Below are 15,338 nucleotides of genomic sequence, written 5' to 3' on the forward strand. Positions count from 1 at the left end.
CTATGTACGGAGAGAATTTGATAAAGAGAAGAACACAGGTTTTGATACACCAAAATAATTGGCCATTAATTGGTTCTATCATTTTGTTTTTTGTCTTTTCAATAACCACATCGGCTCAGGTGAAAAGTGAGATAGACACGACTCAAATTAGAATTGGAGAACAAATTTCTTATAAAATAGATGTAGAGGCCGATTCAAGTTCAGTTGTTGTATTTCCGGAAGGACAAACTTTTTTGCCACTTGAGGCTGTAGAAGCAACCGATATTGATACAACAAAAAAGGATGCCAAATTCTTACTATCAAGAATTTATAAGTTAACCCAATTTGATTCTGGCGCCTACTCCATCCCAAGACAAAAGATAACTATTGGCGATAAATCCTTTTTTACAGATTCCTTAAAAGTACAAGTTAATGCTATAGAAGTTGATACTACCAAACAAGGCTTGTATGATATTAAACCAATTATTGATGTCGATAGAAGTGGTGGTAGATTTTGGAAATACTTATTGCTTACTTTATTAATTGTTGGGTTGGTAGCGTTTTTATTGTACTGGTTTATTTGGCGAAAAAAACCACTTACCGAGGAGGAGGAAATAGCACTGTTACCACCATATGATCGTGCCAAGTTGGCAATAAAACGATTAGATGATAGCCAACTTTTAAGTCAGTTAGAGATAAAGAAATTCTACTCAGAGCTCACTTTAATTATACGTAGATATTTAGATGAGAAGGTCTATGATAGGGCTATGGAAAGTACGACTTATGAGCTTATTTCGAGATTACAATTATTAAAAGATGGGAATCAATTTCCATTTAAAAACGAGACGATTCAGAATATAGAAACCATTCTAAAGCGTGCGGATTTGGTGAAATTCGCCAAATCAAAACCAGATGTTGCTTTGGCTGAAATGGATAGACTCACGATTGAAAAAGAGCTTGAAAATGTAAAAGCAACCTTACCAGAACCTTCTGAAGAAGAAAAGCTTTTAGACAAACAATATAAAGAGGCTCAAGAGCGAAAAAAGAAACGGAGAAAAATATGGATTACCGTGCTCATATCTTTATTCCTAATTATTGCAACAGTTGTCGGTTTCGGTATTAAATATGGTTTTGGTTATGTAAAAGACACTATTATAGGTCATGAAAGTAAAGTGCTTTTAGAAGGTGAATGGGTAGAGAGTGCTTATGGTTTTCCACCTGTTTGGATAGAAACACCAAGAGTTCTTAAAAGAGTTGATGCACCCTTACCTGATGAGTATAAGGAGCAAATGAGTATGACCACATTTGTTTATGGTACAATGCTAGATATTTTTAGTGTAGCAATTAATACAACTACACTCAATGTGCCAAAGCAGACACCACAGACGAAGGACACAGAGAATCCAACGTTTGATTTGCTGAAGGTTTCAGAAGAAAGTATTAAAGGATTTGAGTCTAAAGGTGCAAGAGATATTCTTGTAAAGAGAGATCAATTTATTACCCCTAATGCTGCAGAAGGACTAAAAACTTATGGGTCTTTCAATATAGAAGTGCCAAATACGAGTAAAGTAGTTGCGGCAGAGTATGCCCTATTCTGTTTTTCTAATGAAAATGTCTTGCAACAAATTATAATTACTTGGCCAGAGAACGATGACTATGCTGATGAGATGGTACAGAGAATTATAGATTCTATTGAATTAAACCCTAATGAAACTGAAGAAGAAAACTAATGTTTGAGAATATAGAGTTTCTAAATAAAGAATTGTTTTGGTTGATGCTACTGTTGCCTCTAGCATTAGTTTGGTATGTTTTTACTCATAATAAGCAAACTGCAGAACTCAAAATATCCAGTATTAAGGGCTTTAAGAGCACGTCTTCAGTATGGTCTAAACTGAAGCATTTGTTATTTGCTTTTCGTTTAATTGCTTTGGCACTTTTAATCACAGCAATTGCAAGACCAAGAACTGTTGATGTCTCAACGCGTACAAAGACAACGCGAGGAATTGATATTGTAATGGCAATAGATGTTTCGGCAAGTATGTTAGCAAAGGACTTAAGACCTAATAGACTTGAGGCTTTAAAGCAGGTTGCCTCAGATTTCATTGACGGTAGACCTAACGATAGGATTGGACTTGTGGAATATGCAGGAGAAGCTTATACCAAAACGCCAATAACTAGTGATAAGTCCATTGTGCAGCGCTCACTACGTGACATCAAGTATAATACAATAATAGAGGGAGGAACTGCCATAGGCATGGGTCTCGCAACATCAGTAAATCGATTGAAGGATAGCAGAGCCAAGAGTAAGGTAATCATTCTTCTTACTGATGGTGTTAATAATTCTGGGTTTATTGATCCTAAAATCGCCAGTGAGTTAGCTGTTGAATACGGAATTAAAGTTTATACTATAGGACTTGGAACAAATGGAATGGCCTTATCACCTATATCAATTAACCCAAACGGCTCATTTAGGTATGGCAGGCAACAAGTTGAAATAGATGAAGAGTTACTCGAAGAAATAGCAGAAGTTACAGGAGGTAAATATTTTAGAGCAACTAACAATAAGAAATTAGTTGAAATCTATAATGAGATAAATAAGCTTGAGAAAACTGAAATCGAGGAGAAAAAATATTACAATTACGAAGAGAAATACCGACCATTAATTTTATTGGCAGGTCTTTTGTTGTTAATTGAATTGTTACTCAGAAACACAATATTTAGAAGCTTTGTTTAGACTAGATGAAAAAATATGGTTTTGGACTTTACTGGTTATTCCAGCAATAATCCTATTGTTTGCTTTAGTACAATTATGGAGACGTAGTGCGCAGAAGAAATTTGCGGACAACCATTTACTAAAAAGATTAAGTCCAAATCAATCTTTGTTTAAAAGTGTTTTAAAGGTATTAGTTTTATGTGGTGCTTTTGGATGCCTTTCAATAGCATTGGTAAATCCTAAAATTGGTACTAAATTAGAAACAGTAAGAAGCCAAGGTGTAGATATTGTATTCGCAGTAGATGTTTCAAAAAGTATGTTGGCAGAAGATATTGCACCGAATAGATTGGAAAAATCTAAGCAACTTGTTACACAGATAATTAATAGTTTAGCAAGTGATCGTGTTGGGATAATAGCATATGCAGGTAAGGCCTTCCCTCAATTACCAATAACAACAGATTATGCCTCTGCAAAAATGTTTCTTCAAAATATGAATACAGATATGCTGTCCTCACAAGGAACCGCAATTCATGAAGCCATACAATTAGCCAAAACTTATTATGATGATGAAGAACAGACCAATAGAATATTAATTATCATTTCGGATGGTGAAGACCATGAAGGTGATGCCGTAGATATCGCAGAGGAAGCTAATGATGAGGGTATAAGAATTATTACTGTCGGAGTTGGTGATGTTAAAGGTGGTCCAATTCCAATAAAGCGTAATGGTGTAGTTTTAAATTATAAAAAAGACCAAAGCGGTGAAACTGTCATTACAAGACTAGATGAGGCAACCTTAAAAGAGATTGCAGATGAAACCAATGGGATTTATATTAATGGAACCAACACGCAAGAAGTTGTTGATGCAATAAAAGATCTTTTAGATAAGATGGACAAAAAAGAATTTGAATCTAAACAAATTGCAGACTTTAAAGATCAGTTTCAATGGTTTTTAGGGTTAGGTATATTTTTATTGTTTATAGATATTTTCTTTTTAGAGAGAAAAACAGCCTGGTTAAAACGATTGAATTTATTTAATGAAAATTTTTAATTATTCTTTAACTGTGGTTATTATATGGGTTTACTAATTTTAAATTAAGTAAAGAGAGAAATGAAATATTGCTTAGTTGTTTTTATAGGGCTAATTAGTTTTTTTGGATTTGCGCAAGATAAATCAAAGGAACAGATTAAAGCAGAAGAGAAAGCCACCAATTTGGTTTATGAAGGGAATTCACTTTTAGGTGAAGATAACTTCGTGGAAGCAGAGATGGAATATAGAAAAGCAATCTCTGAAGCTCCAAATAAAGCTGTTGGGTCATATAACCTTGCACATTCATATTATAAAAAGGGCAGTTTTGATGAGGCACTATTCAGATCTCAAGAAGCGGCGAAGAATGCTAAGACCAAAGATGAGAAGCATCGTGCTTTTCATAATATTGGAAATATTCTAATGCAGAATGAGCAGTGTAAACAAGCAGTTGAAGCCTTTAAAGATGCTTTACGAAACAATCCAAATGACGAAGAGACACGTTATAATTTTGCATTAGCAAAGGAATGTGCAGAGCAACAAGAAGATGGTGGTGGCGAAGATAATAAGGAAGATAAAGATAAGGAGCAAGAGCAAGATAAAGAGGAGGAAGAGAAAAAGGAAGATCAAAATAAAGACGATCAGGATAAGAAGGACGAAGGTGATCAAGACAAAAAAGATGGTGATAAGGAAGAAGATGAAGATGGTAAACCAAAGGATGAGAAAAAAGATGATGGCAAGGGCAAGGATGATAAGGATAAAAACCAAAAACCAAAGCCAAAGCCTGGTCAAATGTCACCACAACAAATAAAAAATATTCTCGAAGCTATGCAGAACCAAGAGCAAAAGGTTCAAGAGAAAATAAATGCAGAAAAGCAAAAGGGCGCTAAAGTGAAAACTGAAAAGGATTGGTAAAGGTGATACCTTTTATTTTATCCTCAATCTTAATGCTAAATGAACTTAATTAAACAGATATCACTTTTATTTTTACTAACAAGCACTTTGTTTTGTGAGGCTCAAGTTATATTCAAAACAGAAGTCAATAAATCGCAAATTGGCATTAATGAAAAGATCCAAGTTTCGTTTACATTTAATGAGCCAGATGCGGAATTTACTCCTCCAGAATTCAATGATTTTGAAGTTACATATGGTCCCTTAACGTCTACAAACACAAATGTTAAGGAAGGAGGAAGAATAAGTTATGAGAAGACGATTGCCTACACCTTAATTCCGAAGAAGCGAGGTACCTTGGTAATTGAAAGCGGGACTTTAAATTTCAAAGGAAATACATATAGTTCTAATACTGTAAGTATTGATGTGGTAAGGGTTAGAAAGAAGAACTACCTTATTGATAAAGATTCTTTACAAAAAAAAGTGTTTTTAAAATTGGTCTATCCTGAAACACCTATATCTGTTAATGATTCTATAGAGGTCAATTATAAATTGCACGTAGCAGAGGGTATCTCTGCACATAAATGGAAATTAATAGAAGATAGTAAAGTCAAAAATGCTGAGGTAACAGATATTTCTCCTCAAAGTCTCAATGTAGTCAATGAAAAAATAGATGGTATAACTTACCGTACAGTTATTTTAAAATCATTAAGTCTAAAACCGAGTAAGCGAGGTAAAATAAATATTTCGCCATTAGAGTTAAGAGTTTCAATTGGCATACCTTCAGGTAGAAGGGTTTTTAATGATAAAAATGTTGAGGATATTAAAGAGGTAGTTATAGCATCTGAAAAAGTAAAAGTTGAGGTGAACTAAAATGAGATTGATAAAGAACATATCGATTTTTATGCTTTTGATGATGCTAGGTAGTGTCTCAGCCCAAGTAAAGTTCGAAGCCAAAGTCAGTAAGAAAAAGCTAGGTGTTAATGAACGTTTACGCATCGACTTTGAAATGAATAAAGATGGTGACAATTTTGTACCACCAAGTTTTAAAGACTTTGATGTTGTTGGAGGTCCTAATACATCTGTGAGCAATTCTTGGCTAAACGGTAAACGGTCTTATACTAAAACCTATAGCTATTTTTTAGCACCAAAGAAAAGAGGTAAGTTTACTATAAAGCAGGCCACTATAGAAATAGAAGGTGAAATTTATAAAACCTTTCCTGTTACAATTACAGTCACAGCCGCAGTAGATAAACCTAATGGTAATTCTGCAGCTTCAGACATCGCTTCACAGAATATACATTTAGTCGCAGAGGTATCTAAAAGTAATCCATACCTAAATGAAGCGATAACCGTGGTTTACAAACTATATGTTTCACCAGAAACTGGTGTTAGTAACTGGCGAGAAAAAGATAATCCTAGATATAATGACTTCTGGAGCCAAAATATTGAAATAAAAGGGCTTCCAATTGAAAAAGGTATCTATAAGGGTGAAGAATATCGTTATGTTGTTTTAAGAAAAACAGTTTTATATCCTCAGAAAACAGGTAAACTAAAATTGGAACCTTTGGTTTTAGACATAACGGTAGAGGTTCCTACAGGTAGAGCAGATATATTTGGTCGTCCAATTATGACAAAGGTGCCAAGAACAGTTACAGCGGGAAGCAGAACAGTAGATGTTAAGCCTTTGCCAGAGGTAGGAAAACCAGCTGATTTTAAAGGCGCTGTTGGAGACTTCAATTTTAATGTCACTACAACAAAAAGTCAATTAAACGCAACGGAATCCTTACAAGCAAAAATCCAAGTATCTGGTAAAGGGAATTTAAAGTTGTTCGAACTTCCTAAGCTTACTGTACCAAGTTCGTTAGAGGTATATGAACCAGAGCATCGAGAGAATGTTAGGACTAGATTAAGTGGTATGCAGGGTACAATTTCAGACACCTATACCATTGTGCCACAGTATAAAGGTAAATATCCAATACCATCAATTTCCTTTTCATATTTCGATTTAAAAACAGAGTCCTACAAAAGAATTACTTCAGATGAATTGGTAGTAGACGTACTAGAAGGTCCTACAGCTTCAATTTCTAATTCTAATACCTCTGAGACCTCTAACATTAAGCAAGCTGTTAGACCAACATCTAACACATTTGCATTTATTAAAACAAAGGCTAATTGGGAAAAAAAGAGTGTAACACCATTCTTCGGGTCCAACACTTTTTGGGCATTTGTACTTTTACCATTTTTAGCAATTCCTATTGCCATTTTTGTGAGGAGAAACAAAGAAAAGCGCGATGCTGATGTACAAGGTAATCGTGTAAGAAAGGCAGATCGATTAGCGAGAAAATATTTGAGTGAAGCTAAGAAAGCATTAAATGATAAGGTTTCTTTTTATGTGGCTTTGGAGAAAGCACTTCATAACTATCTTAAAGCAAAACTAAGAATAGAAACAAGTGATTTTAATAAGGACAAAATAGAGCAATTACTTTCCAATAGAAATGTGGAATCTTCAATAATAGCAGATTTCAATTCTATTTTAGAAAGCTGTGAGTTGGCGAGGTATACACCAATTGAGCAAGTGACGATGCAAAGTGATTATGACAAGGCAGCCAAGACGATTTCAATAATAGATAAACAGATTCGATAGCATGCGTATAATAACTGTCATATTATTATGTTTTTCGCTATTTGGTATTAGCCAAAATACGCAAGTATTTGAAGAGGCCAATGCTTTGTACAATGATGGCAAGTTTGCTGAGGCTATAGATAAATATGAATCAATTCTAGATTCTGATGTACATTCAGCAGAGCTTTATTTTAATTTGGCTAATGCTAATTACAAGCTTAACAACATAGCACCAAGTGTATATTATTACGAAAAGGCTTTGTTGCTTAATCCTAATGACGAGGAAATCAAAAATAATTTGGCTTTCGCGCAGAATATGACAATCGATGCCATAGATAAAGTACCAGATGTAGGGTTTTCAAAAATCATTAAAAATTTTGTGAATACCTTAAGTTCAGATACATGGGCTATCATAGCGGTAATTGGAGTTTTTATTTTTGTACTGCTCTTTTTACTCTATCATTTTTCACAGGCTACCTCAAGAAAGCGATTAGCCTTTGTCGTTAGTATAGCAAGTCTATTTATTGCTATTTTGTCTGTTGTTATGGCATTTCAGAAAGTAAGGCTCGATGCTAAAAAGAATCCTGCTATAGTCTTTGCACAAGAGTCTCGTGTAAAGTCAGACCCAAATAAATCTAGTGAAGAAGTATTTCGTCTTCATGAAGGAACAAAGGTTCAAGTCTTAGAAACATATGAAGATTGGAATAAAATTCAATTGGCCGACAATTCCGTTGGTTGGATTCAATCCCAAGACATTAAGTTGTTGAATGATTTTTAATTATATTTATTGAAAATCCTGACATAATTATATATTTGTTGGGCAACGACCTATGATTTTTAAAAAATTTACTGCGCTGTTTATTGTTGTGCTATTTCTATCAATAATAAGCGTACCGACCATTATATCTTCAATAGATAATACTATTGATATTTCCTTATGCGATGGTATGGGTGAAGAAGAAGAAATTGAAAATTTTAAAATTCTTCTCGAACCTGTGTTTTCAAATATTGAAAGCACGCCCAATGTCATTAATAAATGGGATAATATTGACCTCATAGATGGGTTTTATAGTAGACCCTTGTTACATATTATTTCACCACCTCCAGAATCACAATCCTAATATTCTAGAGAAACTTTCTAATTAAATAATCAATAAGGCTGTTAAAAATACGTACAGCCGTAAAATTTAACTTTTATGTTTAAATCATTAAAAAATGACTTGCCAGCGAGTATTGTCGTATTCTTTGTTGCCTTACCATTATGTTTGGGTATTGCTTTAGCCAGTGGCGCACCATTATTTTCAGGCTTAATTGCGGGAATTGTTGGTGGTATAGTTGTTGGTTTTCTTAGTGGATCAGAGATTGGAGTAAGTGGTCCAGCAGCAGGTCTGGCGGCAATTGTATTAACAGCTATTACAGCATTAGGTGGTTGGGAGAATTTCTTAGTAGCTGTAGTTTTAGGAGGTGCAATTCAGATTGCATTTGGATTGCTAAGACTTGGTATTATAGGTTATTATTTCCCATCTTCTGTAATCAAAGGAATGCTAACAGGAATAGGTGTAATTATCATCCTTAAACAAATCCCATACTTTTTCGGAATAGACAAAAACCCAGAAGGTGATTTTGCCTTTTTACAGATTGATGGTGAAAACACACTAACTGAATTATTAAAAACTTTAAATGCATTATTTAGTGGTAATTTTGATAAGGGAGCCACTATTATTGCAATTATTGCCATGGCGATATTGATTCTATGGAGTAATGTGTTGAGTAGTAAAGGTAAATTCTTCCAACTTGTACAAGGACCTTTGGTTGCTGTGGTCGTAGGAATTATTTTCTATTTTATTACCAAAGATGGAGATTTGGCTTTAGCAGCAGAGCACTTAGTTTCTGTGCCAGTCCCAGAAAGTATTTCAGATATCACATCACTCCTTGCGTTTCCAAACTTTGCTGTAATTACTCAAGCTGATGTTATAATTACTGGTTTCACCATTGCATTAGTTGCTTCTTTAGAAACACTACTGTGTGTGGAGGCAACAGATAAATTAGACCCTCAGAAGCGCGTTACACCAACCAATAGAGAGCTATTGGCACAAGGAACAGGAAATATAGTTTCTGGTTTAATCGGAGGATTGCCAATTACTCAGGTTATTGTTCGTAGTTCTGCTAACATTCAGTCAGGTGGTCGTACAAAAGCTAGTGCTATTATTCACGGCTTTTTCTTATTAATTTCTGTTGTAACTATACCACAAATATTAAACTACATTCCACTATCAGTTCTTGCTGCAGTCTTATTTATTGTTGGTTATAAATTAGCAAAACCATCAACATTTAAGGCGATGTATAATGGTGGTTGGATGCAATTTGTTCCATTTATTATTACCGTATTAGGAATTGTGTTCTTAGACCTTTTAAAAGGTATTGGTCTTGGACTTGCTGTGGGTATTTTTATTGTACTATTTAAAAGTTTCAAAAATTCACATTTCTTACATAAAGAGGGTGAAGACGTTGATGATGGTAAAATTAAAATGACACTAGCTGAGGAAGTAACGTTTTTTAATAAGGCCGCTATTTTGAAAGAGTTAGATCGAATTCCTGCTGATTCGATGTTAGAATTGGATGTTTCTAACACAAGATATCTCGATAATGATATTATTGAAATTCTTGAGGATTTTGCTGTCAAAGCCAAAGAACGAAACATTAATATAAGATTGTACTCGGAGCGCGGGACGGTTGATAATCCAGAGAGTTTTATCGATTTCTTTAAGCTTAATCCGAAGAAATAAAAAAGAAAGACTAATTTCAATAACAATATAAACTAAGATAGAATGAAAAATATAGCTATAACCAAGGACATGCAAGGTGCAATGACACCAAATTCGGTCCTACAAGATTTATTAAATGGTAATAAGCGTTTTGTAGAAGGTAATCCAGAAGGATCAGATAATGCATCGTTAATAAACCAGACAATAGCAGGACAATATCCAAAAGCAGTAGTCTTATCTTGTATAGATTCGCGAGTGCCAGTAGAAACTGTTTTTGATCAGGCTATTGGTGATATTTTTGTAGCAAGGGTAGCAGGTAATTTTGAAAATACAGATATCCTTGGCAGTTTAGAATACTCATGTAATGTAGCAGGTAGTAAATTAATATTAGTGTTGGGTCACGAAAGTTGTGGAGCAGTTAAAGCAGCATGTGATGGAGTTGAGCTCGGAAATATCACTGCGATGTTAGATAATATTATGCCAGCTGTAAGAAAGTCGGCTGATGAAGTAGAAGGCGAAGCCAATTCCTCTAATAAAGAATTTGTGGCTAAGACGGTAGAGAATAATGTAAAACTTACCATAGAACGAATTCGTAAAAAGAGTCCAATTTTAGCCGAAATGGAAGACTTTGGAGAAATCGCTATTGTTGGTGGTGTATACAGTTTACATACGGGAAAAGTAGAAATGTTATAATAACTGGATTATATAAAATAAAAAGCCGCTTATTGCGGCTTTTTTTATGCTTGATTTTCTTCTAATCCATCCTGTTCGGATTCACTTTTTATCAAATTAGGAAATATCATTGGAGCCAATGATTTTACAGGTTCGTAAAGAACACTTTCTTCAAGATCTTCTTTTTCAATAAAAGGAAGTGTCTTATTTAATTTATTAAATACAATTAATAGAATACTTAGTATAAGGCCTATTTTAAGCGCTCCAAATGCGCCTCCCAGTAGTTTATTTAATAAACCCAAAGCTGCGAAATCTGCTAATTTAGTGAGCGCTTTACCAGCAAGACTTATAGCAAGTACGATAATTACAAATGTAATGGCAAAGGCCACAATATTTATCGTTTTTTCGCTCCAGTCTACTTTAGATTCTAAAAAACCAGAAGCAAAGAAACTAAAATGAATGGCACCATAAACACCTAATACAAGAGCGAGTAAAGATGCCACTTCAACAAATAGACCCTTCATGGCACCTCTTATTAAACCAAAGAGTAATAGGGCACCTAATACAATATCAATGATACTCATAATAATAGCGGTTTAAGCAAATATAATTTAACTTTGCTAATCTTATAACGGAGATTGTTATTGATAAATTATGGCAAGAGATCAACAATTAAAAGAAAGATGGGATTTGGTGGTAGAAAAGCTTTCCAATCAATTTGCTGATGGAGATCCGCTAGACCTCGACGCTATTATTTATTTAATAGGTGTGCAAGAACTCGGACAATTGCATAGAGCTTTTAAAAAAGATCATAAATTAGATTTAATGCATATCGCTATTTGTAAGTTATTAGAGCCTTATGGGTTTTACGAATTTGATTATGTTGATGAAGAGGGTTGGCCACACTATAAGGTAAAAGAACAACTTCCTTTTTTAAAAGCAGGTGAACAGAGCGTTCTCATGAAAGAGGCTATAGTAAACTATTTCGTTGAGACGGAGTATATCGATTAAGATTTTATAAATTTGCCGTTCAATTAAAGAGCATACTGAATTAAATTCAGGATAGTAATGATAGATAAGTTAAAGGAACTCATAGCGGAAGCAGAAGCATTTTCTGCCCAATCTAAAGAAGAGGTTGAGGCATTCAGAATAAAATTTTTAGGATCCAAGGGGCTTTTAAAGCAATATTTTGCTGAGTTTAAAAATGTAGCCAACGAGCAAAAGAAGGAGTTTGGGCAAACAATTAATCAACTCAAGAAAACAGCTGAAGAAAAAGTAAATACACTTAAGGAAGCTTTAGATCAGCGAGAGGAAGACAGTGGTATTTATGGAGATCTTTCACGTCCTGGTGAACCCATTGCCTTGGGTGCACGTCATCCAATTTCTATTGTAAAGAATCAAATCATCGATATTTTTTCGCGAATTGGATTTAATGTAAGTGAAGGTCCAGAAATTGAAGACGATTGGCACAATTTTACGGCTTTAAATTTACCTGAATATCATCCTGCAAGAGATATGCAAGATACCTTCTTTATCCAGACAGATCCTGATATTTTATTACGTACGCATACCAGTTCGGTGCAGGTGCGTTACATGGAAAATAATAAACCTCCAATCCGTACTATTTCACCTGGTAGAGTATATAGAAATGAAGCTATTTCTGCACGTTCGCATTGTTTCTTTCATCAGGTTGAAGGCTTGTATATAGATAAGGACGTAAGTTTCGCAGACTTAAAGCAGACTTTGCAGTACTTTACCACTGAGATGTTTGGTAAATCTAAAATAAGGTTAAGACCTTCCTATTTCCCGTTTACGGAACCAAGTGCTGAGGTAGACGTATATTGGGGACTTGAAACAGAGACTGATTATAAAATGACCAAAGGAACAGGTTGGTTAGAAATAATGGGTTGTGGTATGGTAGATCCTAATGTCTTAGAAAACTGTGGTATAGATTCTGCAGAATATTCAGGTTTCGCTTTTGGCATGGGTATAGACCGAATTGCTTTATTACTGCATCAAATTAGCGACATACGCTTATTAAGTGAGAACGATGTACGATTCTTAGAGCAGTTTAAATCTGCACTTTAATCCGTGAAAAAAGACATTGAGATCCCAAAAGTTGAGGATGTTTATGTTGCTGTAGTACAAGAGCAACATTTAGAGTATAAAACACTCGATTGGAATGCCTACATCATTAATAATAGTGATGCAGATTTAGATACTGTTCTTATTGTATCTCAGGGAAAATCAGAAACTAAGATGACACCTCCTATGCGCCACACTATCGCTAAACTTCCAGCTCGAAGTTATGCTAAGATAGAGTATATGCAAGAGCAGGTTTTACAGCTTAATAACACCTTTAAAGTCACCTTTTTTAAAGGAAATCAGATGTTTGATAAAACCTATCTGTTCAGAAAAAATACAATCAATGACAAGGCTTTACAAGTAATTCCTCTAATGCAATTAAAAGGAATTTTAGTGAAGTAGTCGAATTACTAATCTAGTCTTTCGGTCAATTTTTTAAAAACCTTTTTTGGGTTTTTGTTTTCATATAATACGCTATAAACAGCATTGATTATTGGTAGTCGTGTTTTCTTCTTATTCTTTTGGTTGAGCAATTGCGCACTCTTTGTAGCATAATACCCTTCTGCAACCATATTCATTTCCATCATTGCAGACTTTACGGTATATCCTTTTCCAATCATATTACCGAACATACGATTACGAGAAAACACAGAGTAACCAGTAACCAATAAGTCGCCTAAATACGCTGAATTATTAATGTTACGCTTCATTTTGTGCATTTTTTTAATAAAGCGTTTCATCTCACGAATAGCATTACTCATTAGTACACTCTGAAAATTATCACCATAGCCCAAACCATGCGCAATACCAGCAGCGATAGCATAGATATTTTTAAGCATTACAGCGTATTCAACACCTATAATATCATCACTAATCTTAGTCTTTATATAATGGCTAGATAAATTGTCTGCAATAGATTGTGCCTTATCAGCGTCTGCACAAGAAATGGTTAAATAAGATAAACGTTCTAGAGCTACTTCTTCAGCGTGACATGGCCCAGCAATAACCGCAATATTTTCAAACGGAATGTTGTAGATATCATGAAAATGCTCTCCCACTAGTAATCCGGATTCTGGAATAATACCCTTTACAGCAGATACAATAGTTTTTTGACTTATTTCTGAAGTCAATTTTTCGAGTTCAGAGTGCATAAAAGCAGATGGTATAACAAAGATGAGGACATCTGCCCAATCTGCTATTTCGTTAATATCATTACTGAGTTTTAATTGATTGGTATGAAATTCTACAGAGCTAAGGTAACTGGGATTATGCTGTTCTTTTATAATATGATCTTTGATATATGCACTTCGCATATACCATCCAACTTCATCTAGATTCTCGCAAAGCATTTTTACGATTGCTGTTGCCCAAGAACCAGCACCAAAAACAGCATATTTAGTGTTATTGTCCATAGAAATTACATTCAATTTGAAACTCAAAAATACATAAAAAAAATGGAGGGTATTAGAAACTAAAATAGCTATTAAAGTTTCCTTAAACCCTTATTATTACTAAGATAATTCTCAATTTCAAAGGCTTAAAGAATTCCTTCCAAATAACTCGGTTTGCACTTTGGCACGCGTTTTGGATTTATACATATAGTAACCCTTAAAACCGTTGAATTATGAAGACATTGAAATTACTATTAGGTTTTGCACTAAGTGCAACATTGTTCACCTCTTGTTATACAGATGAGGTTGTTATTGTAGACAATAATCCTGGAGTGTCGTTGGATCAACTATTACGTTCTTACGAGTTATGGTATGTTGATATTAATCAGACACAAGGTTTTGGTGAAACACCATTTTTACAAATCGCATTTACCCTTTCATTTAGAAATGGAACGCTTTTTGCCAATAATAATCTTGTAGATTTTGGAGCTCAAGGAAATGGATTTGGTGTTCCAATAGGTAACTATGTGGCTTACGACATGATTTTGGATGTAGATCATGTCATCGATGGGATTGAGAGTTTTGATGTTTATCAGATAGATGGTAATACTATTGAATTATATAATCCTTTTAATGATACCTCCTATTTCCTAAGAGGATTTCAGAGAAATAATTTTGACTATGATTTTGTATTCTATGACAACATCCATTATTTCTTGCAGGAATATGAAGCTTGGGAGAAAGTCTACACAAGTGAATTTGGTGCCTTAAATGAATTTGAAAATGAGAATTATTTACAGTTTTTATCAGGCGGCAATGATTCTACGTTTCGCAGTTCACAGGATGTAAATATTGTAAATCCAGACAATATATTTTGGGACTATACAGGTGTTTATGGTGTAGGTGATATTTCTGGCAACATGTATCTAAAAACTTTAACGTTAGATTATGATTTCTTCGACAATGAATTCTTTGAGCTTAGCGTTATTAATGATGGAACAATCGAATTGCTCCATCCAAATTCTGGAACAATTTATGAGTTTGAAGGACGAGGTTATATACCATATTTTAGAAGTTCTGATACAACAGGTAAGATAACCAAGGAGGTTGATAAGCCTAAGAAGCGTAAACAGAAATCTAAAAAGGTTGATAACCCAAGAGAAAATACAAGAGGCTAAATTTTGGTTGG

16 protein-coding genes are annotated in these 15,338 nt (G+C 34.4%); 14 read left to right on the top strand and 2 right to left on the bottom strand.

The genetic code is table 11. The features are described from left to right. Window positions 1-2: 2 nt before the first annotated feature. The 10 genes from ACRHOC_RS03995 (at window position 3) to ACRHOC_RS04040 (ending at window position 10,694) form a co-directional block, all read left to right on the top strand. Entirely contained in the window at window positions 3-1,709 is a 1,707-nt protein-coding gene (locus ACRHOC_RS03995) for a hypothetical protein (RefSeq protein WP_431157258.1), read from the top strand. Beyond that, the gene (locus ACRHOC_RS04000; RefSeq protein ID WP_431157259.1) at window positions 1,709-2,713 is read left to right on the top strand and encodes a vWA domain-containing protein; all 1,005 of its coding nucleotides are present in this window, start codon (window positions 1,709-1,711) and stop codon (window positions 2,711-2,713) included. Before ACRHOC_RS03995 ends, ACRHOC_RS04000 begins: the two co-directional genes overlap by 1 nt. Beyond that, on the top strand, window positions 2,706-3,743 hold the full coding sequence (locus ACRHOC_RS04005; RefSeq protein ID WP_431157260.1) for a VWA domain-containing protein: 1,038 nt from the start codon (window positions 2,706-2,708) through the stop codon (window positions 3,741-3,743). Before ACRHOC_RS04000 ends, ACRHOC_RS04005 begins: the two co-directional genes overlap by 8 nt. 60 nt (window positions 3,744-3,803) lie before the next feature. Then, the gene (locus ACRHOC_RS04010; RefSeq protein ID WP_431157261.1) at window positions 3,804-4,634 is read left to right on the top strand and encodes a tetratricopeptide repeat protein; all 831 of its coding nucleotides are present in this window, start codon (window positions 3,804-3,806) and stop codon (window positions 4,632-4,634) included. A 39-nt stretch (window positions 4,635-4,673) separates the two neighbouring features. Further along, entirely contained in the window at window positions 4,674-5,483 is an 810-nt protein-coding gene (locus ACRHOC_RS04015) for a BatD family protein (RefSeq protein WP_431157262.1), read from the top strand. Between the two features lies 1 nt (window position 5,484). After that, complete coding sequence (locus ACRHOC_RS04020) at window positions 5,485-7,257, top strand: BatD family protein (protein WP_431157263.1); 1,773 nt, start codon at window positions 5,485-5,487, stop codon at window positions 7,255-7,257. Window position 7,258: 1 nt separating this feature from the next. Continuing rightward, a complete protein-coding gene (locus ACRHOC_RS04025; protein WP_431157264.1) occupies window positions 7,259-8,014 on the top strand; it encodes a tetratricopeptide repeat protein in 756 nt (251 codons plus the stop codon). Between the two features lie 52 nt (window positions 8,015-8,066). Further along, window positions 8,067-8,357, top strand: coding sequence for a hypothetical protein (locus ACRHOC_RS04030; RefSeq protein ID WP_431157265.1), 291 nt, complete (start codon window positions 8,067-8,069; stop codon window positions 8,355-8,357). Window positions 8,358-8,432: 75 nt separating this feature from the next. Beyond that, on the top strand, window positions 8,433-10,022 hold the full coding sequence (locus ACRHOC_RS04035) for a SulP family inorganic anion transporter (RefSeq protein WP_431157266.1): 1,590 nt from the start codon (window positions 8,433-8,435) through the stop codon (window positions 10,020-10,022). A 42-nt stretch (window positions 10,023-10,064) separates the two neighbouring features. Continuing rightward, complete coding sequence (locus tag ACRHOC_RS04040; protein ID WP_431157267.1) at window positions 10,065-10,694, top strand: carbonic anhydrase family protein; 630 nt, start codon at window positions 10,065-10,067, stop codon at window positions 10,692-10,694. Window positions 10,695-10,738: 44 nt separating this feature from the next. Here ACRHOC_RS04040 and ACRHOC_RS04045 read toward each other — a convergent pair whose 3' ends face one another. Further along, window positions 10,739-11,257 carry a CvpA family protein gene (locus ACRHOC_RS04045; protein WP_431157268.1) on the bottom strand — a complete coding sequence of 173 codons (519 nt, stop codon included), beginning with the start codon at window positions 11,255-11,257 and terminating at the stop codon, window positions 10,739-10,741. Window positions 11,258-11,327: 70 nt separating this feature from the next. Here ACRHOC_RS04045 and ACRHOC_RS04050 point away from each other — a divergent pair, with 70 nt between their 5' ends. Genes ACRHOC_RS04050 through ACRHOC_RS04060 form a run of 3 tightly spaced genes read left to right on the top strand, consistent with a single transcriptional unit; the run spans window position 11,328 to window position 13,160 of the window. Further along, window positions 11,328-11,684, top strand: coding sequence for a hypothetical protein (locus tag ACRHOC_RS04050; RefSeq protein ID WP_431157270.1), 357 nt, complete (start codon window positions 11,328-11,330; stop codon window positions 11,682-11,684). A 57-nt stretch (window positions 11,685-11,741) separates the two neighbouring features. Continuing rightward, a complete protein-coding gene (gene pheS / locus ACRHOC_RS04055; protein ID WP_431157271.1) occupies window positions 11,742-12,761 on the top strand; it encodes a phenylalanine--tRNA ligase subunit alpha in 1,020 nt (339 codons plus the stop codon). 3 nt (window positions 12,762-12,764) lie between these two features. Next, the gene (locus ACRHOC_RS04060) at window positions 12,765-13,160 is read left to right on the top strand and encodes a hypothetical protein (protein ID WP_431157272.1); all 396 of its coding nucleotides are present in this window, start codon (window positions 12,765-12,767) and stop codon (window positions 13,158-13,160) included. An 8-nt stretch (window positions 13,161-13,168) separates the two neighbouring features. Here ACRHOC_RS04060 and ACRHOC_RS04065 read toward each other — a convergent pair whose 3' ends face one another. Next, the gene (locus ACRHOC_RS04065) at window positions 13,169-14,170 is read right to left on the bottom strand and encodes an NAD(P)H-dependent glycerol-3-phosphate dehydrogenase (RefSeq protein ID WP_431157273.1); all 1,002 of its coding nucleotides are present in this window, start codon (window positions 14,168-14,170) and stop codon (window positions 13,169-13,171) included. A gap of 212 nt (window positions 14,171-14,382) precedes the next feature. On the opposite strand from ACRHOC_RS04065, the gene ACRHOC_RS04070 reads away from it, so the two are divergent. Continuing rightward, on the top strand, window positions 14,383-15,327 hold the full coding sequence (locus ACRHOC_RS04070) for a nicotinic acid mononucleotide adenyltransferase (protein WP_431157274.1): 945 nt from the start codon (window positions 14,383-14,385) through the stop codon (window positions 15,325-15,327). Window positions 15,328-15,338 lie beyond the last annotated feature (11 nt).

Source organism: Winogradskyella poriferorum, from assembly GCF_050618035.1.
GTDB lineage: Bacteria > Bacteroidota > Bacteroidia > Flavobacteriales > Flavobacteriaceae > Winogradskyella > Winogradskyella poriferorum_A.

Coding starts and splice junctions, on each gene's coding strand:
- ACRHOC_RS04025 (WP_431157264.1), top strand. CDS start 7,259: ATGCGTATAATAACTGTCATATTATTATGTTTTTCGCTATTTGGTATT.
- pheS (WP_431157271.1), top strand. CDS start 11,742: ATGATAGATAAGTTAAAGGAACTCATAGCGGAAGCAGAAGCATTTTCT.
- ACRHOC_RS04045 (WP_431157268.1), bottom strand. CDS start 11,257: ATGAGTATCATTGATATTGTATTAGGTGCCCTATTACTCTTTGGTTTA.
- ACRHOC_RS04030 (WP_431157265.1), top strand. CDS start 8,067: ATGATTTTTAAAAAATTTACTGCGCTGTTTATTGTTGTGCTATTTCTA.
- ACRHOC_RS04015 (WP_431157262.1), top strand. CDS start 4,674: ATGAACTTAATTAAACAGATATCACTTTTATTTTTACTAACAAGCACT.
- ACRHOC_RS04050 (WP_431157270.1), top strand. CDS start 11,328: ATGGCAAGAGATCAACAATTAAAAGAAAGATGGGATTTGGTGGTAGAA.
- ACRHOC_RS04040 (WP_431157267.1), top strand. CDS start 10,065: ATGAAAAATATAGCTATAACCAAGGACATGCAAGGTGCAATGACACCA.
- ACRHOC_RS04035 (WP_431157266.1), top strand. CDS start 8,433: ATGTTTAAATCATTAAAAAATGACTTGCCAGCGAGTATTGTCGTATTC.
- ACRHOC_RS04000 (WP_431157259.1), top strand. CDS start 1,709: ATGTTTGAGAATATAGAGTTTCTAAATAAAGAATTGTTTTGGTTGATG.
- ACRHOC_RS03995 (WP_431157258.1), top strand. CDS start 3: ATGTACGGAGAGAATTTGATAAAGAGAAGAACACAGGTTTTGATACAC.
- ACRHOC_RS04020 (WP_431157263.1), top strand. CDS start 5,485: ATGAGATTGATAAAGAACATATCGATTTTTATGCTTTTGATGATGCTA.
- ACRHOC_RS04070 (WP_431157274.1), top strand. CDS start 14,383: ATGAAGACATTGAAATTACTATTAGGTTTTGCACTAAGTGCAACATTG.
- ACRHOC_RS04010 (WP_431157261.1), top strand. CDS start 3,804: ATGAAATATTGCTTAGTTGTTTTTATAGGGCTAATTAGTTTTTTTGGA.
- ACRHOC_RS04065 (WP_431157273.1), bottom strand. CDS start 14,170: ATGGACAATAACACTAAATATGCTGTTTTTGGTGCTGGTTCTTGGGCA.